Below are 20,336 nucleotides of genomic sequence, written 5' to 3'. Positions count from 1 at the left end.
TCAGCACCACCCCTGCTCCGCCGCTGAGCGCTGCACCAGATCCGCCCATCGCAGTCACCTAGATGTCGCCGTGACGCCGGCCGCCCCACCGCCGCCACGGCACCGCCCGCCGGTGCGGCGGGCGCCCATGGTCGCCGGACCGAGTGTCTCGCGGGTGCCGGCGCGTACCCCAGGTGGTCGCGCGTCGGCCGATGAACCGGTCCGACGCCGTTCAGGCAAGGAGACGCACGGTGAGTCTGTCCACGATCGACCGAGTTGACCCCCGCACACCCGAGGCCCGGCTTGGCCGGTTCTTCGACGCCGACACGGTGTCCCTGTTCGCAGCCGGCGACACCTCTGGGGTCGTCGCCGGCCAGGGCCTCGTCGACGGGAACGAAGTCGTCGCATTCGCCACCGACCCGACCGTACAGGGTGGGGCGATGGGGCGCGACGGCTGCGCCCGCATCGTCCACGCCATCGAGTCCGCCGTCCGGCTCGGCTGCCCGGTCGTCGGCATCTGGCACTCCGGCGGCGCCCGACTGCAGGAAGGCGTCGCCTCGCTCGACGGTGTCGGACGGATCTTCGCCGCGACCGTCCGGGCCTCCGGCCGTGTCCCCCAGCTCTCGCTGGTGCTCGGCGCGGCGGCGGGCGGCGCTGCCTACGGCCCTGCGCTGACCGACATCGTCATCATGGGGCCCGAGGCGAAGGTCTTCGTCACCGGCCCGGACGTGGTGCGATCGGTGACAGGCGAGGAGTGCACCGCCACCAGCCTCGGCGGCCCCGAGGTGCACTCCAAGCGCAGCGGAGTCGTGCACGTGACCTGCGACTCCGAGGACGAGGCGATCGAGCGGACCCGCGCGCTCGCGGTGCTGCTCGCCGACCAGCGTGACATCGGCCAGGTCGCCGGGCGCGAGCTCGCCGAGCTGCTGCCCGAGAACCCGCGGCGGGCCTACGACGTGCGGCCGCTGGTGAACGCCGTGCTGGACGGCGAGGGCATCGAGCTGCACCCGAAGTGGGCCCCGAACATCGTGACCTCGCTCGGCCGGCTCGGTGGCCGCACCGTCGGGGTGGTCGCGAACAACCCGCTGCGCCGCGGCGGCTGCCTCGACGCCACCTCCGCCGAGAAGGCGGCGCGCTTCGTGCGCATGTGCGACTCGTTCGGCGTGCCGCTGATCGTCCTGGTCGACGTGCCCGGCTACCTGCCGGGCGTCGGGCAGGAATGGGAGGGCGTCGTCCGCCGCGGGGCGAAGCTGCTCTACGCCTTCGCCGAGTGCACCGTGCCCCGGGTCACCGTCGTGACGCGCAAGGCCTACGGCGGCGCGTACATCGCGATGAACGCCAGCTCGCTCGGGGCGACGGCCGTGTTCGCGTGGCCGACGGCGCAGGTCGCCGTCATGGGCGCGGAGGCCGCCGTCGGCATCCTGCACCGGCGCAAGCTGGCCGAGGTGCCGGCCCAGCGCCGACCGGACGTGCTCGCGGAGCTCACCGAGGAGCACATCCGCACCGTCGGCGGCATCGACCGGGCCGTCGAGCTGGGTGTGATCGACGCCGTCGTCACCCCGGCCGCGACCCGAGGCGCTGTCGCCTCCGCGCTGGCCAGCGCGCTCGCCGACGCCCGCGCCGACAAGAACGTCCACGGCAACATCCCGCTGTAGCGGCCACCGGGGCCACCGCGCCCCGTCTCCCGGTACCCTCGGACTCCCCTGACCCGGGGTCCGAGCCGGAGACCGTTCCGCCCCCGACCGTCTTCCCCTGCGTCTGTACCGCCCGATCGTGGCACTCATCCGTCCGCCAACTGCATCCAGGTGCGCACGACGTTGCTCATCTGCCGCGGGTTCATCCACAGGGCGGCGCGGGCGAAGATCGGATCCGCCCGCAAGGCGACCTCACGCCGCTCCGGTGCGGCGGCGGGCGCGATCGCCCGCATGTGCTCAAAGCTGAGACTGCCCGCGCGGAAGGCTTCACCGGAGGCCGGCAGCGCCTCGACGGCACGCGCGACCACCAGTGCCGTGGCCGTCGTGGGGTGCACCAGCCGGCATTCCCGCCGCAGCCAGGCCGCGGCCGACCGCGCACCGTCGAGCCGCCACAGCCCGCGCCGGTCGAATTCGGCCAGCAGCCGGATCCACAGCGCGTCGGTGGCGTCGACCAGCCGGCGGACGTCGACGACCAGCAGGGCGACCTCCGCATCGGGCAGCTCGCGCGCGTCGACGGCGACGACCCCGCCCAGCAACGCCTCGACATCGATCACGATCACCAACCCCTCCCGCACCGATGCACCGCACCGGACTCGGGCGGAACTCTGCCCACCCCACGGCGCATCAATCGAACGTATGTTCGCATAGTAGAGCGGGTTGCGGCGAAAGCCAACCGCCGACTCAGCTCCGTCACCATCGGGCAAGATGTTTACCTGTTGCGAAATAACGATTCGCCGCCAGGCGTTGATCCGCCTGGAGGTGTGTGCATGTCCCTGCAGGTCGACAGTCCCGGCCGGCCCCCGGCGACGGAGCCGGACCGGCCGGACCCCGGTACCAGTGCCACGGCTGGATCAGCCGTGGTGGCCGCACCGAGCGGCGGCACCTTCGCCGCCCTGCGGATACCGAACTTCCGCCGCTTCCTCACCGGGCAGGTCGTCTCGCTGTGCGGGACCTGGATGCAGACCATCGCCCTGGGCTGGCTGGTGCTGTCGCTGGGCGCCTCGGGAACCGCCCTCGGCCTGGTGACGGCCGCACAGTTCCTGCCGGTGCTGCTCTTCGGGCCCTACGGCGGCCTCATCGCCGACCGGACCAACCGACGACAGCTACTGATGATCACCCAGGTCGGTTCCGGGCTCGCCGCGCTGGCCCTGGGCGTGCTGGATCTGACGGGCACCGCCCGGCTGTGGATGGTCGCGGTGGCCGCGGCGCTCATCGGCCTGTGCAGCGCGGTCGACAACCCGGCCCGGCAGAGCTTCGTGCAGGAGATGGTCGGTTCCGATCACCTCCCGAACGCGATCACCCTGAACTCGGTGACGGTGAACGCGGCCCGCATCGTCGGACCGGCCATCGCGGGCGTGGTCATCCTGGCCGTCGGCACGGCCGGGTGCTTCCTGATCAACGCGGCGTCGTTCGGCGCGGTGCTGGTCGCCCTGCACCGCATGGACACCTCGGCGCTGTACGAGAGGCCGCCGGTGCACCGGGCGCCGGGGCAGCTACGGGCCGGTTTCGCCTACGTCCGACGCACCCCGGCGCTGCGCATTCCGCTGATCATGATGCTGGTCATCGGCGCGCTGTCGTACGAGTTCCAGGTCGTGCTGCCGCTGGTGGCGCGGGAGACCTTCGGCGGCAACGCGGCGACCTACAGCATGATGACCTCCGCCATGGGAGCCGGCGCGGTCATCGGCGGGCTGCTGGTGGCCCGTCGCCGCCGCATCGGCGTCCGGCCGCTCGGAGTGATCGCCGGGGCCTTCGGCATCGCGTTCCTGCTCGCCGCCGCCGCGCCCTCCATCGAGCTGGAGCTGGCCGCGCTCGTGCTGGTGGGCGGGACGAGCGTCGCGTTCATCTCGACGGGGAACGCGACCGTGCAGCTCTCCGCCGACCCGGCCATGCGCGGGCGGGTGCTGGCGCTGTGGTCGGTGGCGTTCCTCGGCACGACCCCGTTCGGCGGGCCGATCGCCGGTTGGGTCGCGCAGACCTTCGGCCCGCGCGCCGGCCTGCTACTCGCCGCCGGCGCGGCCCTCGCCGCGGCCGTGTTCGCCCTCGCCTCGCTACGCCCCTCCCCGGCCGCCGACACCCAGCCCCCGGCACGGGGCAGAGCGGGGCGGGCGAAGGCGATCGAATGACCCTCAGCGGTCACTCGACCTAGTTGCCGGGGGCCTCCTGGCCCTGACCCGTGGCCGACGGCCGGCCGGCGAGTGGGGTCGGCGGGGCCGCCGCCGGGACCGTGAACGACGACCCTGCCGCCTCGGCGGAGCTGCTCGCCGCCGCGCGGCCGAGCTCGGGCAGCTTGTGCAGCTCCCGGGTCTGGCCGCGATGCGCCCGCACGGCGTCGGAATGGTAGCGCTCGGCGACGTTGAGGAAGTCCGGCTCGTGGTATCGACGGCCGTCGACGGTGGGCCCCGTGCGGCCCTCCATGATGGCTTCCACATCCTCGCCGGTGATCGTCTTGTGGGTCTCCAGGGCGTGGGTCAGGGCGAGGATCTCCCGACGGTTCGCGCCCAGCACCGCCTCGGTGCGCTCGTAGAGCTCGCGCAGCTTGACCTCGACCTGCTCGCCGAAGGGCCGGTCGGCGTCGATGGAGGCGTTACCCATCTGCTGTTCGAGCATGGACAGCCGGGAGGCCAGGGTCTCGCCCATCGCCGCCGAGGAGATGAAGTTGGCGACGAGCAGGGTGGCGCTGCGCAGGTCGCCGCCGACCCCGACGGTGTTGTCTCCCTCGAAGAACATCCGCTCCCCGGCGAGGGAGGCCAGCGAGACCATCACCTGGATCTCGATCTCGGACTTCCACATGAACATCCGGTCCTCGACGGCGACGTGGGCCACGAAGCCGCCAACACCGCCGCGCCGCTCGATGGTCGCCAGATCGATCACGCGACCGCGCTGCATCCGGTAGGCGACGACGGCGTGGCACGCCTCGTGCAGGGCGATGCTGTGCCGTTCCCGGTCGATGTGCTCGTGGTCGTCGGCGAGGCCGTACTCCTTGATCACCCGAGCCCGGAGCATGTCCTGCCAGGTGATCACCTCGCGGCCGTCCTTGACCGCCTGCACCAGCGCCTCGTTGACGGTGTCCTTGATGGTCGCGCCGGTGGACTCCGGGCTCATGATGGCAAGCCGGTCGATCTGCTCTGGGGTGAGCTCGTGGCGCACCTTCGCGAGGTACCCCTCGAAGGTGCGGATCCGGCCCTCCTTGCTCGGGTAGCCGACCTTGTACTGGCGGTCGATACGGCCGGGACGCAGCAGCGCCTCGTCCAGCGACTGCGGCATGTTCGTCGCCATCATCACCAGGATGCGGTACTTCGGCGGCGGCTTCGGACGCATGCCGAGCGTGCGGCGCACCACCCGGTTGAGGAACCCACGCGGCTTCTTCAGCCCCGACATCTCGGTGAGCAGCGCCTGCAGGGTGCCGTCGAACCCGCCGCCACCACCGCCCATCACGAACTGCTCCCGCGCCTGCTCCCGGGTGATCTCCGAGCGGGCGGCGGAGCTGAGGTAGGACAGGCCGTTGCACAGGTCACGCGATCCGCCGTCGCCCCGCGCGCCGAACGGGTCGGCGAGGCGTCCCGCCGGGCCCGATCCGGCCATGCCCGACGCCATCCGGGACGCCCCGGCCGCGGGCGCGCCCTGGCGGGCGAACCACGACCGCGCCCCGCTGCCCATCCCACCGAAGCCGCCGTTCAGCGCGCCGCGGCTGCCCAGCGTGTCGGCCTCGTCGAAGAAGACGATGACGCCGCCGTAGCGCAGCGAGAGCTTGCGCAGCTTGCGGAACAGCGACTTCACCTTGAGGATGCCCACGCCGATGAACATCGCCGAGAAGGCGCCCGGGTCGACGAACACGAAGGGTTTGCCGGTCTCCCCGGCCACCGCCTCCGCGATGAGCGTCTTGCCGGTGCCGGGCGGCCCCCACAGCAGGATGCCGCCGGGCACGTGCCCGCCGCGACTCTCGATCTCCTCGGGCCGTTCCAGGTAGAAGACGTTCTCCTGTACTCGGCTGACGACGTGGTCCTGACCCCACACGTCGGCGAAGCGGGTGGTGATGTCCTCCGGGAAGTAGGTGTCGACCCCGCCCTTGGACAGGAACCAGAACATGACGACGAACTGGCCGACGACCAGGACCATCAGCAGGACGATCTGCAGGACGAACGGGATGGCCTTCCACAGATCACCCGGCACCTGCACGAGCGCGTCGAAGACCGAGGTGTGGGACAGCCGGGCGTAGACGAACAGGGCGAGGGCGAGCGCCACGACCCACTTCGCCGCGCGGCTGAGCCGGTAGCGGTTCCAGTCGTTGAGCCGCAGCATCCGGCGCTCCGCCCGGCCGAAGACCCGGTCGGTCCAGAACACGTGGTAGGCCGACCACCGCTCGGCGATGAGCATGTGGAGCTGATGCAGCACCTCAAGGCCGAACAGGACGAGCACCCAGGCGCTCTTCCTGGCCTGGATCCGGAACGCGTCGCCCCAGGTCATCAGCGGATCGCCGGAGACGTCCGCAGCCACCACGAACAGGAACACGGCGCCGAGCAGGATCAGGAACTTCACCCGGTCCCACAGCGGGAGCGGTCGGCGGCGCGGCTTCCCGTCGCCCTTGGCCGTCGTCTCCGGCTGCGCCGTCGCAGTCGACGCCGTCGGCCCGCCGGGCGGCACAGGGCCGTCCGGCCCGTCAGCGCGGATCCCGTCCGCGCGGATCCCGTCTGCGTGGTCCATCACGCCCATCCCTACTGCCCTCGGTCCGTCGGCTCGATCGTGAAGGACTTGGCCACATCGCCGATCTGGTCTGCGTGTTGCGCATAGCACAGCGACGAACACGCGAGGATGAGCTGGTNGAGAACCGTCTGCCCGTTGTCGAGCAGACTCGTCTGGTCGATGGTGACCAGGCCGGCGTCGGTCTGCACCTGGTAGACGAGGTGCACCCCGTGCACGCCGTCCTTCTTGTGCACGACCTCGTCCGCCAGCAGCAGGAAGTCGGGCGTCAGCCGGGCGCCGTAGGGGTCCTGGCGCACGGCCTTTTCCTGCGCGGCCACCGCGTCGTCCACCGACAGGACGAAGTTGCGCAGGTCGTTGGTCGACACCGCGTTCGCCTCCTCCGGCAGCAGGTGGCGAACCTGCGCGAACCCCTTGGGCAGGGTGGCGTCCGGGACGAGCAGGCGCGAGTCGTCGAATCGCCGGGCCGCGTCGATGCCCACGACCCATTCCCGCGACATCAACCCCTGCAGCATCTCGGGACTGACGTTGCGGGCATCGATACCGAACAGGGCCGGGCCGGGCATCTCCTGGTGATTCCACCCGTTCGGAACCCGGAGAAACGCGCCGTCCTTCTTGTTTGTCACATATTCGTAACTCGGCGAGCCGCAGCCGCCGACCAAAAGCACCGCCGCCGCTACCGTGAGCAGTAGCAGGGTGCCTGGGAGAGACTTTCGGCGCGGACGGGTCGTCCGACGTCGAGCCGCCACGGCAAACCTCCCGCCTCGCAAGGTCGAACGCATGGTGCGGCGCCGGGCCATGGGTCCATATCGCTTTCCTCCGAAAAGTGTGGNCCAGAAGCCGCCCGACGTGCACAACCTTCACCAAAAAGGGTGAGGCTCCATNCCCTCCGCTGTCGGGCCTCGACCGGCGGCGCCACCGTCACGCGCAACCGCGCCACCTGCCCACGGAGGGCTCCCGCCGGCCGGTCCGACGCCCCGCGGCCGAACTTTCGGGCGGCCAGAATCACCGTCCCGTGCCGGCCCGGTCGTCGGCCCGGGTGTCACCCGGGTCCGGCGAGCATCGCCGCGGGGTCGCGTCGCGCCGGTCAGGTCCATGGTGGATACCCGGAAGGCCTCGGCCGAATCGGTGGGACGCGACCCACGTTCCCGCTCACCCACACCGGGCCTCACCCATCGGACGAGCGTGCCGGTCGATTTCCCGGCCGGAGCCGGCTCCACACCCCGCGGGCCCGACCGACCACATCAGGACACGCCGACCGTGGGGCACACTGTCGGTATGGCGCACTATCGGCGTGGTCGAAAGGTTCCTGCGCTTCGTCCCACTCGACGTCACCTCGTCGGGGGGCTGACGGTGGTCGCGGTGTTCGCCCTGGTGGGGCTGACGGCGTGGAACCCGATCGCGGCCGTGCCCGCGCTGGCGGCGATCATCGTGCTCGGCGTGATCGACTGGGCCGTCGTGACGGCCGCGCCCGGCGCGGACGACCTGCCCTCCGGCCCGGCCGCCTTCACCGGCGACGAGCCCGAGTGGGCCGACGACCTCGACACCCCGACGCAGGTGCTGCCCCGGCTGACCTTCGGCTACGCCCGGGCGACGAGCGGCGGCGAGCAGTACGAGGAGCCCGACCAGGACGCGGTGCGCACCATGGCGATCGACATGCGCGGCTACCTCGACGAGGCGGGCCCCGGCCGGATGGGCTGAGCGGTCTCGTCCGCCCGCCGGTCGAGCACCGCCTGCCGGTCAAGCAGACCGTGCACGGCGGCCGTCACCGCACGGACCGCCGCCACCGTGTCGGTGCCGCCGACGGCGGCGTCTCGGCCCGCCGCGAGTCCCACCAGGAAGGCGGTCAGCGGCGCCGCCGGGCGCGCGACCCCGTGGGCGACGTCCCGAGTGAGATCGAGGATCGCGGCGACGTCGACGCCCGTCATCTCCAGACCGAGCTCGGCGCCGACCTGGGCGAGCCATCGGTCCAGGACGTCGCCGCCACCACCGGGCGGCGGGCTGTCCCCGGGGGGCGGGGTGTGAGCGGAGGTCATCGTCACATCGTGCCCGGCCGGACCCGGCCGGCCCATCGCCGTGCGCGAGCCACGTCGGCGGGCGCGTCACAGTCCAGGCAGGCGAGGGCGTCCGCGCGCACGGACGTCACCACCTGGTCGGTGAACAGGCCGCGCACCGGCCGCCCGACCGGGTCGGCCGGCAGCGCGGCACGCAGCCTCGCGGTACGCCAGACCGCGGCGAGGTACTGGCGCCGCCCGCCCGGGTCGACCAGGACGGCGGCGTGCGCCGCTGGCTCCTCGGCGCCGCGGCGCAGCAGCTCGATCTCCCGACCGGTGAGGAACGGCAGGTCGGCCGCGAGGACGGCGACGAACGGGGTGGCGACCACGGCCAGCCCCGCGGCGATCGCCGCGACCGGGCCGCCGCCCGGCGGGTCCTCCCGGCACCACCACACCCCGCCCTCGGGAGGCGCCGCGAGCTGTCGGCGGGGGCCGACGACGACGATGCGCTCGGTGCCGGCGCCGGCGACCGCGGCGAGCACCCGATCGAGCAGGGTGGTGCCGCCGACGACGACGGCCGGCTTGTCCCGACCGCCGAGGCGGCGGGCGGCACCGCCGGCGAGCACGAGTGCGCTGCAGCCGGCCCGCGGGGCGGTCATCCGCCGATCGCCGACATGGGCCGGTCCGGCTGCCGGAAACCGCGCTCGCCGATCCCGTGGCCGGTCTTCTTGCCCCACACCGCGGCCCGCCACAGCGCGGCGAGCCGCTCGTCGTCCGCGCCGGCGCGCAGGGCCGCGCGCAGATCGCTCTCCTCCCGGGCGAACAGGCAGTTGCGCACCTGGCCGTCGGCGGTCAGCCGGACCCGGTCGCAGGCCGCGCAGAAGGGGGCGGAGACGGAGCCGATCACCCCGACCCGACCGGGCCCACCGTCGACCTCGAACAGCTCGGCGGGCGCGCTGCCCCGCCCCGGCAGGGGCCGCAGCGTGAACTCGGCGCGCAGGGCCGCGAGGATCTCCGCCGCGGTGACCATCGCCGAACGCTGCCAACCGTGCTGGGCGTCGAGCGGCATCTGCTCGATGAACCGCAGCTCGTACCCCCCGGCCAGCGACCAGCGCAGCAGGCGGGCAGCCTCGTCGTCGTTGACGCCCCGGACGAGGACACTGTTGACCTTGACCGGGGCAAGACCGGCCGCCGCGGCGGCGCGCAGCCCCGCGAGCACGTCGCCGTGCCTGTCGCGGCGGGTGATCCGGGCGAAGCGGGTCGGTTCCAGGGTGTCCAGGGAGACGTTCACCCGGTCCAGGCCGGCCGCGCGCAACGGCTCGGCCAACCGGACGAGCGAGAGCCCGTTCGTGGTGAGCGAGAGTTCCGGCCGCGGCCGCAGGGAGGCGAGCCGGGCCACCAGCGCCGCGAGACCCGGCCGCAGGGTGGGCTCACCGCCGGTGAGTCGGACCTCGGTCACGCCGAGCAGCCGCACCGCGATGCCGACCAGGCGAACGATCTCGTCGTCGGTCAGCAGACGCGCCGGCGCCAGCCAGGGCAGGCCGTCGGCGGGCATGCAGTAGACGCACCGCAGATTGCACCGGTCGGTCAGCGACACTCGCAGGTCCGTCGCAACGCGACCATGGGTGTCGACAAGACTCACCGGTCCAGCGTATAGAGCCCAAGCGCCCCAACCCACCGGGCCCTTCGGCCGGGGCGGACGGCCAGGCGGACCGACCGGTGATGCCGGCAAGGCAGACCCGGTCGGGCCGACCGAACCACGCCCCGGCCGAGCCCGCGGACGCCGCCGGGCGGCGGGCCGGGGGCGTCGCGCCGCCCCTGGCCGTCGCGCGCCGAAGGGGCTGCCGGGCGGGCGGCCGGCGCCCGTGGTCAGCGGGCCTGCGAGACTTAGCTCTCGGCGGTCGATGGACCGGCCCACCCGGCCGCGCATGTGCGGCGGGCGGCGCCGTCCGCGCACGCGACCGCGGGGCCGGCGACGCCGGCGCCACAGGCGGGAACTTTCGGCGCGGGGAGGGGCTGGGCAATGCAGGTCTTCGGAGTTGACGTCGGAGGAAGCGGGATCAAGGGCGCTCCGGTCAACATCGAGGACGGCACGCTGGCCGCGCCCCGGTTGCGGATCCCGACCCCACAGCCCGCCGAGCCTGCCGCCGTCGCGGCGACCATCGCCGAGGTCGTCGGCCACTTCGGCTGGTCCGGTCCGGTGGGTGTCGCCCTGCCGTCGGTGGTCAAGAACGGCGTGGCGCTGACGGCGGCGAACATCGCGTCGTCCTGGATCGGCACCGACATCGTCGGCCTGCTCGCCGGCGTCCTCGGCCGAACCGACGGGGATGCCACCTCGGTGCCGGCGCAGCCGCCCGGATCCGCCACTGCGGCGGACATCACCACGGTGAACGACGCGGACGCGGCCGGGATCGCGGAGATGGCCTTCGGGGCGGGCCGCGACACCGCCGGACTGGTCATCATGACGACGTTCGGCNCCGGCATCGGGACCGCTCTGTTCCTGCACGGGCAGCTCATCCCGAACACCGAGCTCGGGCACCTGGAGATCCAGGGACACGACGCGGAGACGAAGGCCTCCGACGCGGCCCGCGAGCGGGAGGACCTGTCGTGGGAGAAGTGGGCCAAGCGGGTGACCCGGTACCTCAACACGCTCGAGGCACTGCTCTGGCCCGATCTGATCATCATCGGCGGCGGGGTCAGCAAGAAGACCGACAAGTTCCTCGACCAGCTCGACCTGCGCACCCGAGTGGTACCGGCACAGCTACAGAACGAGGCGGGCATCGTCGGCGCCGCGCTGTCCGGCCTGGCCGATCAGAGCCGCCCGCGCCCGTCGGCCCGCCCGACGCGGCGGCGGGGACCGGCGACCCGCCCGCCCGGCGGCCGCCGGCCGTAGGATCATCCGGCCGGCTCCCGGGCCCGGACGGACAGGCCCGACTCGGTCAGACTGTGCGTGTCGTCCGCCGTCAGCCCACCAGCCGGCCGCATCGATGGCAGGGTGTCACCTACCGGGACGCACAGGCCGAAGGCGGGTTCAGGTGCGTCATGCCGATCTGCTCGCAGGCTCGTCGGCCGACCGGCGAGATGTGCGCCGCGGCATGCCGACCCGGGCACGGTACGGCTTCGAGTGAACAGGAGGCGCCATGCGTGAGCTGAGGGCGGTCGCACTCAGCGAGGACGGCGGCTACCTCGTGCTCGCGGACGCAGGCGGCAGGACCGACGGTGAGCAGTTCCGAGTGCCGGTGGACGACCGGCTCCGGGCTGCCCTGCGCGGGATGCGCCGCAGCGAGGTGCGCACCGAAAGCGCGCTGACCCCGCGGGAGATCCAGGCCCGGCTGCGCGCCGGGGAGACCGCCGCGGAGGTCGCCAGAGCCGCCGGCATACCCGTGGAGCGGGTGGAGCGTTACGAGGGTCCCGTGCTGGCCGAGCGCGCCCGCGTCGTGCAGGAGGCCCGGGCGGCGCTGCTGCCCAAGGACCCCGGCGGGGTGCCCGGGCGGCCGCTCGGCGAGGTCGTCGACGCCCGGCTGATCGTCGCCCAGGACAATCCCGCCGCCGCTCAGTGGGACGCCTGGCGCCGCGTCGACGGAATCTGGCTCGTTCAGCTCACCTCGGACAGCCGCTGCGCCCGCTGGACGTGGGATCCGGTCGTGCGCCGGGTCCGCCCCCACGACGACGCCGCCCGGGCGCTGGTCGCCCCGGAAAGCGCCGAGCAGCCCCCACCGCCGCCGCCCGCGCCGCCCGTGCTGCGGGCCGCGGGTCCGGCGCTGACGCTCGTGTCCGACCAGGGGCTGCCCGCCACGCCAGCCCAGCCGACGGTCGCCGCCGCCCCGCCCCCGGCGGCGCCGCAGGAGCCCATGGTCCGGCCCCATGTCCAGCCCACCGCCTTTCCCGCCGCCCCGGCGGCCGCCTACCCCGCCGAGGATCGTCCGTCCGGTGGCGGCGGGACGCCTCCGCAGCGTCCCGCGGCCGTGCCGCCGGCCGCCGCCACGATGCGGCACCCGTCGGCACGTGCCGACGGCCGCTGGCAGCCGGCGCCCCGGGAGCACTGGGACGAGCCGGCCCGGACCGAGACGTTCCGCGCCGTGCCGGAGCCGGGCCCTGCCGCCGGCCGTGACGAGCCGGCCGCCGACTACTCCGCCACGACCCGCCCGGTGACCCGGCCCGAGCCGGAGCCGGCCGAATCCTGGGCCGCCCCGGCGGGGGGCGAGGCGGCCGGTGAGGCTCCTGACCTTTCCCTGCCCGCCGAGGAGGCTGGTGCGCGCCGCCCCGAGCCGCAGACGCCGCGGCGGACGGCGGCGACCCGGGTCGGCTCGCTGCCGCGCGGGACCGGCCGCCGGGTCGCCCCCGAGCCGGGCGGCACCAGGACCGCCGCCGCGCCGCCGGCAGCCGCCACCGGTCGCGCCGCCCCGGCCGCCCGGTCGTCCCGACCGGGCGCACCGGCCGCAGCCGGATCCGGACGAACGGGAGGAACCCCCCGGGCCGCCGTCGCCCAGGCCGGCGCGCCGGCCGTGACTTCCGCCACGTCGCCGGCCGGATCCGGCGTGACGCCCGCCGCGGCCGCCGGCCCGAGCGCCGCCGCCGGGGCACCCACCCGCCCGGCCAGGCCGGTCGCCACCCCCCCGGACCGGCGTCCGGGGCAGGCCGACGATGCCGCCGCCGCAGCGCCATCCGCGGATGGCGGCGCCTCCGCCACCCCCACCGAGGAGTCGGCCCAGACACCCGCGGTGAGCTCCCCCGCGGTCCCGAGCGCGGCGGAAGGAGCCCCCGCCACCGCCGCCAGGCAACGCCGAGGCGCGTCGGCGCCAGCGGCCAAGGGTGAGCCGTCTTCTACCGATCCGGAGGATTCGACGACGGAGGGTACCGACGAGTCGACCGCAGAGAAGTCGAGTGCACCCGCTGCGTCACGAAGCCGCCAGAACAACGGCACCCGTGGGGGGGAACGTCCCGCAGGCGGTCGACGTGGACGCAAGTCAGTGCCAGCATGGGACGACATCGTCTTCGGCGCCCGACGGCCCTGATCAGGCCGTAGCTCGCCGGGGGCGAGTAACCGTCCGCGGGTCCGAAGCTCCGCGGACACCACGCCGCTCTGGATGCAATGACGCCACGAGAGCCGGCTGTGAGTAAACCGTCACATGGTCAGCAGGAACGTCTGACCGCCTAACACAGTTGGAGTAGATGTGACAGGGACTACCACGAAGCCGACGCTGACCAACCTCGATCGTTGCGACCGGTGCGGTGCCCAGGCATACGTGCGGGTGGTGCTGCCTGGCGGCGGGGATCTCCTTTTCTGCCGCCATCATGCCAAGTCGCACGACTCCAAGCTGCGTGAGATGGCCGTCGAATACCACGACGAGACCGACAAGCTCAGCGTGTCCTGAGTCCTACGCTCAGGTATTAAAGGGGCATGCCACGACCACGTGGCGTGCCCCTTTCGCTGCTCCCAGTCACGGTGGAGAGCGGGCACGGTGACGTCAGACCGAGCGTTTCCCCGCCCCCTCCCCCAATCAGGGGATCTACCCCGACACCGTGTGGGCGCCGTTGACCTCCAGGCACTCCACCAGGCCATACGGTGGGGCCGTGTCCGCCATGGGGAAGGAGGCGTCCACCCTCGTGGCTCGCAGCCCGGCGCGGGGCCGCTGGTCGGTGCTGCTTCGCCGGGTCGTCCTCGAGGCCAACCCGGAACTGGTGGCGCACGCCCGGGAGCGTCGCACGGTGGCCCAGGCGAAGGTGCGGCGCAGCGCGATGTTCCGCCGTCTTGACCGCCAGCAGCGCCGGGTCCCCCGGGGGCCGCTGCGCCTGGCCCGCACGACGCTCGCCAACGCCTGGCGCCACCGGGTGCTGGGCCTGGCGGCGGAGGCGGGATTCTGGCAGTTGCTGTCCCTGCCGCCGTTGCTGCTGTCCCTGCTCGGTGCGCTCGGCTATGTCGCCGACGCCATCGGCGGGGACGCCCTCAGCAGCATCCGGGACAGCATCCTGCGCGGAGCCGGTGACCTGCTGACCGAGTCGGTGGTCGACGACGCGGTGCGGCCCACCGTGGACGAGATCCTCTCTCGCGGTCGGCCGGATGTGATCTCCATCGGCTTCGTGCTGTCGTTGTGGACCGGTTCGACGGCGATGGCAACCTTCGTCAACACCATCACCATCGCCTACGGCCAGCGCGACCAGCGCTCCGCGGTGCGTAGCCGACTGGTGGCGCTGGGGCTGTTCCTCGCCCAGGTCGCCAGCGGCGTGATCATCCTGCCGGCGCTGATCCTGGGACCTGGGCTGATCTCCCGGATTCTCGACGCCGACCANCACCCGTCGGTCGACCATCTGCTGACCCTGCTGTTCTGGCCGGTCGTCGGGCTGGTCGCGCTGTCGATGCTGACCTCGCTGTACCACCTCTCCCTACCGGTGCGCAGGCCCTGGTGGCGGGCGCTTCCCGGGGCCACCCTGGCGCTGGTGTGCTGGCTGGTCGGCAGCGACGTGCTGCGGCTGTACCTGGAGATCGTGTTCAGCCACGAGCTGGTCTACGGCTCGCTGGGAGCGCCGGTGGCGGCGCTGTTGTTCTTCTACATCACCGCTCTGGCGGTACTGCTGGGCGCCGAGCTCAACGCGGCGCTGGACGAGCAGTCCTCCCAGCGCAGGAGGAGGCGGGACGGCGGGCCCACCACCGGCGACACCTCACCTCCCACCGACAGTCCGCCCGCCGCCGACAGTCCGCCTTTCCCAGACAGCCCGCCTCCCGCCGGCAACCCGCCTGCTGCCGGCGGCCCGGCTGCTGTCGGCGGCCCGGCTGCTGTCGGCGGCCCGGCTTCCACGGAGCATCCGCGTTCCGCCGGCGGTCAGTCCGCCGGCGGCGGCTCGCCGACCGGTGACGGCCCGTGCCCGGTCGTCAGGGAGGCCGATCCGCCCGGCCCCGGCGGCGGCGTCTCGTTCGAGCGTTGCGCCGTCGACGACGGCCCCACCACGCCGACGACCCCGCTGTGGCGAGGGCCTGCTCAGTAGGTGCAGGAGACGCCCGCCGGGGCGGCGGCCGGAGTCGACTGTGCGCTGACCGGCGCTCCGTCGCCCACGGCCACAGCCGGCCGGGACCAGGACACCGGGACGGCCGCGGTGGTGGCCGGACCGGCGGGCAACGCGCCCGCCGGACTCACCCCGGCGGCGCGACCGCCGAAGGGCTTCAGGAAGGCACCGAGCTGGTCGGAATCGGGCACCAGCACGCTCTGCCCGGCGCGTTGACCGGCCGCGGCCGGCACGGTGGCGAACGCGACCCCACCGGAACCGATCGACTGCATGCGGACCGCCAGCAGGCGCAGATCGGCCAGGGAGGTGCCGTCATCGAGGGTGATCGCCGAGGTCGCGGCGTCGACCACATCGATCAGCTTCGCCGGATTGAGCAGCGTGTCGGTGGAGGCGATCCGTTGGAAGACGACCCCCAGGAACTGCTGCTGGCGGCGGATCCGGTCGATGTCGCTCTCCGGTAGGCCGTACCGCTGGCGGACGAAGGCCAGGGCCTGCGCGCCGTTCAGCCGGTTCTCCCCCACCTGGCCGGAGAACCCCGAGTAGTGGTCATGCAGGTTGTCGAAGCCGCGCGCCCTCAGCTCGGCCGGCAGCTCCCTGATGCAGACGGTGACCCCGCCCAGGGCGTCGGTCATCCCCTGGAAGCCGACGAAGTCGATCTGCACGTAGTGGTCGACGCGGATCCCGGTGAGGCCCTCGATGGTCGCGACCAGCAGGGACGGGCCGCCGTAGGAGAAGGCCGAGTTCAGCTTGGAACGCTGGGCCGCGTGCTGGGCGCCCCGCGCGTCGGTGTAGGCCGGGATCCGCACCCACAGGTCGCGGGGGAAGGAGATCAGGGTCGTCGAACCGTTGCCGTCGAGATGGGCGAGGATCGTGGTGTCTGACCGCTGCCCCTCGGCCACCCCGAACTCGCCGTTGGTCCCCGCCCGGGTGTCGGATCCGACCAGCAGGATGTTCTGGGTGCCGCCGGCGGCGGACGCCGGCCGGTCCACGCCGGCGGAGAAGGTCAGGGGGGTGTGTCGGACCCGGCCGTCGTAGTGTCGCAGCACGGCCCAGCCGCTGGTGGCCAGAACGAGCACGACCGCGGCGAGCACCGCCGCGACGGCGGTGACGCCGCGGCGGATCGAGCTGTGGCGCGGCGCGGGTTCGCCGGTTTCCGGCAGGTCCGGCCGGGTCGGGCCGGGCGCAGCGGCAACCCGACGGCCGCCGGGCGGCGCGGCGCGACCAGCCTGGGGATCACGCCCGGCGTGGGGATCACGGCCCGAACGGGGATCGCCGTAGGGATCGCGGGAACCGCCGCCGGCGCCCGGCTGGGCCCGTGGACGAGCCGGGCGGTCCACCGCGGGCGGAGGCGACCCGGCGTCGCGGCGCGGCCACTGCCCCGCGGGCCAGTTCTCCTCAGCGGCGGGCCGGGGGGCATCACGTCGGGGGGCATCACGTCGCCGGCCGCCGCCCTCCCCCGCGCGGCGTCCCGCGGGCGGCCCGTGCCGTTCCGGCCGCTCCGGAGGCCAGGTCATGGCCGCCTCCCCCTCCCTCATCCACCGGGAGCAGATCTCCCGCGCCGGCCGGCGCCGCGATCGACGCGTTGCCGCCGGTCCCGGCGGTGCGCCGCGAGCCGACGAACGGAACACTCCGGGACAGCCTCTCACCGATCCCGTGCCGTGGGGCACCCTCGGCGTCCTCGGCGGCTGTCGGATGGGCGACCCGGCACGCCGGCGACCGCGGGTCCGACCAGCACGCGGCACGCGGTCCCGACTCACAATCCGTGGACGCGGCCGTCGACCGCAATTGCGGACCCGCATCGACGATCGGGCCGAAAATGCCGACATCGGCCGGATGTGAGGTCACTTACAGCACCCTGGTGGAGTCACCCGCGTCGACTCGGATGTCCCGGCTCACCGGGAGCCGCCCGATCCCTGCCGCAGGAGGCGGATGAACACGCGGATATCGGGCCGGGATTGCGGTGACCGATGACGTCCGCACCCGGACCGAACCTCCCTCGGGCGCACCGCCCCGGGCCCTTACCCGGGGTCCGGGACCCCCGTCAACGGGCAGCGACAGAAAGTTACGTAACGGCGGATTTGGCGGATCTCGCACAACCGATTGCTTGCCCGCGTTAACCCGTTCGAAGCGGGAAGGCCAGCCCTTGGGTAACCTTCCGAAGTTGCCGGACGCAGCCGGCACAGACCCTCGACCCCGGCGAACGGATGACGGCGCGCACGAGTACCCGATCGCCGAGCGACGGATCGGGTCGGGCGCCATCCGGATCGGCTCACATCATCCGGACGATCGGCGTACCGAAAATCCGGCTCCGACCCCGGCGAGATGTCCGCTGCGGTCTCGATGGACGGCGGACCGGTTCAGCACTACCCGCCGGAGCGCGACCCGGCCTACCGTTAACGGTATGAGTGCCCAGTCCCACCAAAGCACACCTCCACCGGCCGGCACGGGGGTACCCGAGGGAGCCCCGGCGGAGCGTGACCAGAACGTCAGCACAGCCGGCGAAGCGGACGTTGTCCGCCCCCGCATCGATGTACCCGGGGCGACGACGGATTCCGCTGGCGCGGAGTCGGATTCGGAGCCCGCGACCGCCGGGACCGGCGAGTCGACGGTCGAACCGACGGCGCCTTCCGGCCGCGAACCCGGCCAGGCCAACCACGATGAGGAACCACACGCGGCGTTCCGGCGGTTTATGGCAACCGGCTGGGCGCCCATTGACGACGCTGTGCCATCCCGCGATGACTGTGCACCCTACACCGCGAAACGCCGCGCCTTGTTGGGCTCACGGTTCCCGACCGATGCCCTCGTGGTGCCCAGCGGCGGCCTGCGGGTACGGGCAAACGACACGGATTTTCCGTTCCGTCCGGGAAGTGACTTCTTCTGGTTGACAGGCTGTCATGAACCCGATGCGGTGCTGGTTCTGCTACCCAACGCGGCCGGTGAGCACGATGCCACGCTGTATGTCGCCGGCCGCTCGGACCGGTCGAGCTCGGCGTTCTACACCGACCGCCGATACGGGGAACTCTGGGTCGGTCCCCGGCCGGGGGTTCGCGAGACAGCCGCCGCCCTGGAGATCGAGTGCCGGCCGCTGACCGATCTGCGGGGCGCGCTGGCCCGACTGGCGCCGGGAAACACCAGGACGCTGCGGGGAATCGATCCACTGGTCGACCGCTCGGTGCTGCGGTGGTCCGACGACAGATCGGGCGACGACCGCGATGTGGTCCTCGCGCAGGCCCTTTCCGAGCTGCGGCTGGTCAAGGACGACTTCGAGATCGCCCGGTTGGACGAGGCGGTCGCGGCGACGGCGCGAGGCTTCACCGAGTGCGTGGGGGAAATCGGCCGCGCGATGGAGCTGCCCAACGGGGAACGCTGGTTGGAGGGCACCTTCTGGCGGCGCGCTCGCGTCGACGGCAACGACGTCGGCTACGGCTCCATCGTCGCCTGCGGGCACCATGCAACCACCCTGCACTGGGTGCGCGACGACGGACCGGTGCGCGCCGGTGAGCTGGCCCTGCTGGACATGGGGGTGGAGGGGAGGTCGCTCTACACCGCCGACGTCACCCGCACGCTGCCGATCACCGGCCGTTTCACGGACCTGCAGCGCCAGGTATACGACGTGGTTCTCCGCGCGCAGCAGGCCGGCATCGACGCGGTCCGCCCGGGAGCCTCGTTCCTGGCTCCACACCGAGCGGCGATGCAGGTCATCGCCACCGCGCTGGCGGACTGGGGGCTGCTGCCGGATGGGGCCCAGGCATCGCTGTCGGAGGATCCCCACGCACCGGGCGCGGGGATCCACCGCCGATACACGTTGCACGCCACGTCGCACATGCTCGGGCTGGACGTGCACGACTGCGCCCAGGCGCGGGACGAGACCTACCGGGATGCGGCACTGGAGCCGGGGATGGTGCTGACGGTGGAACCGGGCCTGTACTTCCAGCCCGACGACCTCACCGTTCCGCCCGAGCTGCGCGGCATCGGGGTCCGGATAGAAGATGACATCCTGGTCACCGGCGAGGGAAGGCGGAACATGTCCGCCGGGCTTCCGCGAACCTCGGAAGACGTCGAAAACTGGATGGGCCGGCATCTGCCGAACTGACGCAACGAACAGAGCCGACGACAGCGCGCGTCGGCTCGGAGGTCAAACGTTCCTGCCACACCGGCCAGGCCGGTGTGGCAGGAACCTGCCCTGGCAAAACCTGATCAGCAGGTCTTTGGGCGCCGGGGCCTGCGGCCCGCGGCCGAATACCGCGGGCACGGCGGGTACTACGGGGTCCACCGCTTCGAGTCTCGACCCGGAAAAGTCGTCAAGACCAGGATCAGTGGGCCTTGTCGTACGCCTCGACGATGTTGGAGGCGATACGGCCACGGTCACTCACCGTGTATCCGTTGCTGCGCGCCCACTCGCGAATGTCGGCGGTGCGGTCGGTTCCGCCGGTACGCCGCGAAGCGGTACGCACGCCACGGCGGCTGCCCGCCGCACGGCCGCCGGAACGGCGGGCCGCAGTCACGAACGGGGCCAGCGACTCACGCAACTTCGTCGCGTTCTTCTCCGACAGGTCGATCTCATACTGCGCACCGTCGAGTCCGAAGCGGACAGTCTCGTCGGCCTCTTCTCCACTGAGATCGTCAATCAACGAGACGATGGTCTTCTGGGCCATGCCACACTCCTTCAGGTCAGCGGACCGCAGAACTCACGCGTCTAGTATTACCACGAGAACACCGGGAACTGTCACGCCTGGTTCGACGGACTCGCAGACTTGGGGCCGCCGAACACGAAGACACCGGTCTAGGCACGCTGGTGAGGCTGTCGGAGTGCGGAACCCAAAGACGGTGGCCAAGCTCGGCATGATAGGGGCGATCATGTTCTGCGAATCACACCTTCCGAGCCGAAACGCCGGCCGCAAGCGGACAGTTGGGCCGCCGTCGGCCGGGCGGCGACCATGTCCGCCGACCTTGGGACACCGATCGTGTT

15 protein-coding genes and 3 pseudogenes are annotated in these 20,336 nt (G+C 72.7%); 10 read left to right on the top strand and 8 right to left on the bottom strand.

Going from position 1 to position 20,336, the window contains the following annotated elements; genetic code table 11:
* Window positions 1-230 precede the first annotated feature (230 nt).
* The gene (locus tag UK82_RS14795) at window positions 231-1,634 is read left to right on the top strand and encodes an acyl-CoA carboxylase subunit beta (protein WP_044883753.1); all 1,404 of its coding nucleotides are present in this window, start codon (window positions 231-233) and stop codon (window positions 1,632-1,634) included.
* A gap of 125 nt (window positions 1,635-1,759) precedes the next feature.
* Here the strand turns inward: UK82_RS14795 and UK82_RS14790 are convergent, their stop codons facing one another.
* Window positions 1,760-2,233 carry a DUF222 domain-containing protein gene (locus UK82_RS14790; RefSeq protein WP_052680957.1) on the bottom strand — a complete coding sequence of 158 codons (474 nt, stop codon included), beginning with the start codon at window positions 2,231-2,233 and terminating at the stop codon, window positions 1,760-1,762.
* Window positions 2,234-2,440: 207 nt separating this feature from the next.
* Between UK82_RS14790 and UK82_RS14785 the strand changes: the two genes are divergently transcribed.
* A complete protein-coding gene (locus tag UK82_RS14785; protein ID WP_083507200.1) occupies window positions 2,441-3,796 on the top strand; it encodes an MFS transporter in 1,356 nt (451 codons plus the stop codon).
* Between the two features lie 19 nt (window positions 3,797-3,815).
* On the opposite strand, the gene UK82_RS14780 is transcribed toward UK82_RS14785, so the two are convergent.
* On the bottom strand, window positions 3,816-6,374 hold the full coding sequence (locus tag UK82_RS14780) for an AAA family ATPase (protein ID WP_370657114.1): 2,559 nt from the start codon (window positions 6,372-6,374) through the stop codon (window positions 3,816-3,818).
* A 119-nt stretch (window positions 6,375-6,493) separates the two neighbouring features.
* Window positions 6,494-7,153 (bottom strand): hypothetical protein (locus UK82_RS14775; RefSeq protein WP_236705959.1); only part of this gene is annotated, 660 nt, incomplete at its 3' end.
* Window positions 7,154-7,649: 496 nt separating this feature from the next.
* Between UK82_RS14775 and UK82_RS14770 the strand changes: the two genes are divergently transcribed.
* The gene (locus UK82_RS14770; RefSeq protein ID WP_044883756.1) at window positions 7,650-8,072 is read left to right on the top strand and encodes a hypothetical protein; all 423 of its coding nucleotides are present in this window, start codon (window positions 7,650-7,652) and stop codon (window positions 8,070-8,072) included.
* Here the strand turns inward: UK82_RS14770 and UK82_RS14765 are convergent.
* From UK82_RS14765 to moaA, 3 genes are read right to left on the bottom strand one after another with little or no spacing between them, the layout of a single operon-like run.
* On the bottom strand, window positions 8,036-8,407 hold the full coding sequence (locus UK82_RS14765) for a DUF6457 domain-containing protein (protein ID WP_173667288.1): 372 nt from the start codon (window positions 8,405-8,407) through the stop codon (window positions 8,036-8,038). The two genes, UK82_RS14770 and UK82_RS14765, sit on opposite strands and share 37 nt — an antisense overlap.
* A 2-nt stretch (window positions 8,408-8,409) precedes the next feature.
* Window positions 8,410-9,024 (bottom strand): molybdenum cofactor guanylyltransferase, encoded by a 615-nt coding sequence (locus UK82_RS14760; RefSeq protein WP_044883757.1) that lies wholly within the window; start codon window positions 9,022-9,024, stop codon window positions 8,410-8,412.
* A complete protein-coding gene (gene moaA, locus UK82_RS14755) occupies window positions 9,021-10,007 on the bottom strand; it encodes a GTP 3',8-cyclase MoaA (protein ID WP_055407728.1) in 987 nt (328 codons plus the stop codon). Before moaA ends, UK82_RS14760 begins: the two co-directional genes overlap by 4 nt.
* Before the next feature lie 381 nt (window positions 10,008-10,388).
* Here moaA and UK82_RS37870 point away from each other — a divergent pair.
* The 6 genes and pseudogenes from UK82_RS37870 to UK82_RS37855 form a co-directional block, all read left to right on the top strand.
* Window positions 10,389-10,841: pseudogene (locus UK82_RS37870) on the top strand (ROK family protein); the annotation flags it as partial.
* A 1-nt stretch (window position 10,842) separates the two neighbouring features.
* Window positions 10,843-11,258, top strand: a pseudogene (locus UK82_RS37865) (ROK family protein); the annotation flags it as partial.
* A gap of 247 nt (window positions 11,259-11,505) precedes the next feature.
* Window positions 11,506-13,380, top strand: a complete 1,875-nt coding sequence (sepH, locus tag UK82_RS14745; RefSeq protein ID WP_044883760.1) for a septation protein SepH — start codon at window positions 11,506-11,508, stop codon at window positions 13,378-13,380.
* Between the two features lie 159 nt (window positions 13,381-13,539).
* A complete protein-coding gene (locus UK82_RS14740) occupies window positions 13,540-13,740 on the top strand; it encodes a hypothetical protein (protein ID WP_009742431.1) in 201 nt (66 codons plus the stop codon).
* 208 nt (window positions 13,741-13,948) lie between these two features.
* Window positions 13,949-14,655 (top strand): annotated as a pseudogene (locus UK82_RS37860) (YhjD/YihY/BrkB family envelope integrity protein); the annotation flags it as partial.
* A gap of 1 nt (window position 14,656) precedes the next feature.
* Window positions 14,657-15,349 (top strand): YihY/virulence factor BrkB family protein (locus UK82_RS37855; RefSeq protein WP_236705942.1); only part of this gene is annotated, 693 nt, incomplete at its 5' end.
* Here UK82_RS37855 and UK82_RS14730 read toward each other — a convergent pair.
* Window positions 15,343-16,881, bottom strand: a complete 1,539-nt coding sequence (locus tag UK82_RS14730; RefSeq protein ID WP_044883763.1) for an LCP family protein — start codon at window positions 16,879-16,881, stop codon at window positions 15,343-15,345. The genes UK82_RS37855 and UK82_RS14730 overlap by 7 nt on opposite strands.
* A 1,175-nt stretch (window positions 16,882-18,056) precedes the next feature.
* Between UK82_RS14730 and UK82_RS14720 the strand changes: the two genes are divergently transcribed.
* Window positions 18,057-19,460 (top strand): aminopeptidase P family protein, encoded by a 1,404-nt coding sequence (locus UK82_RS14720; RefSeq protein WP_055407720.1) that lies wholly within the window; start codon window positions 18,057-18,059, stop codon window positions 19,458-19,460.
* Window positions 19,461-19,680: 220 nt separating this feature from the next.
* Here the strand turns inward: UK82_RS14720 and UK82_RS14715 are convergent, their stop codons facing one another.
* Window positions 19,681-20,022, bottom strand: coding sequence for an Lsr2 family protein (locus UK82_RS14715; protein ID WP_011606763.1), 342 nt, complete (start codon window positions 20,020-20,022; stop codon window positions 19,681-19,683).
* Window positions 20,023-20,336 lie beyond the last annotated feature (314 nt).

It is taken from the genome of Frankia sp. ACN1ag, from assembly GCF_001414035.1.
GTDB classification, from domain to species: domain Bacteria; phylum Actinomycetota; class Actinomycetes; order Frankiales; family Frankiaceae; genus Frankia; species Frankia torreyi.
Note: the sequence above shows the minus strand (reverse complement) of the source record. Positions and strands in the feature narration are given on the sequence as shown.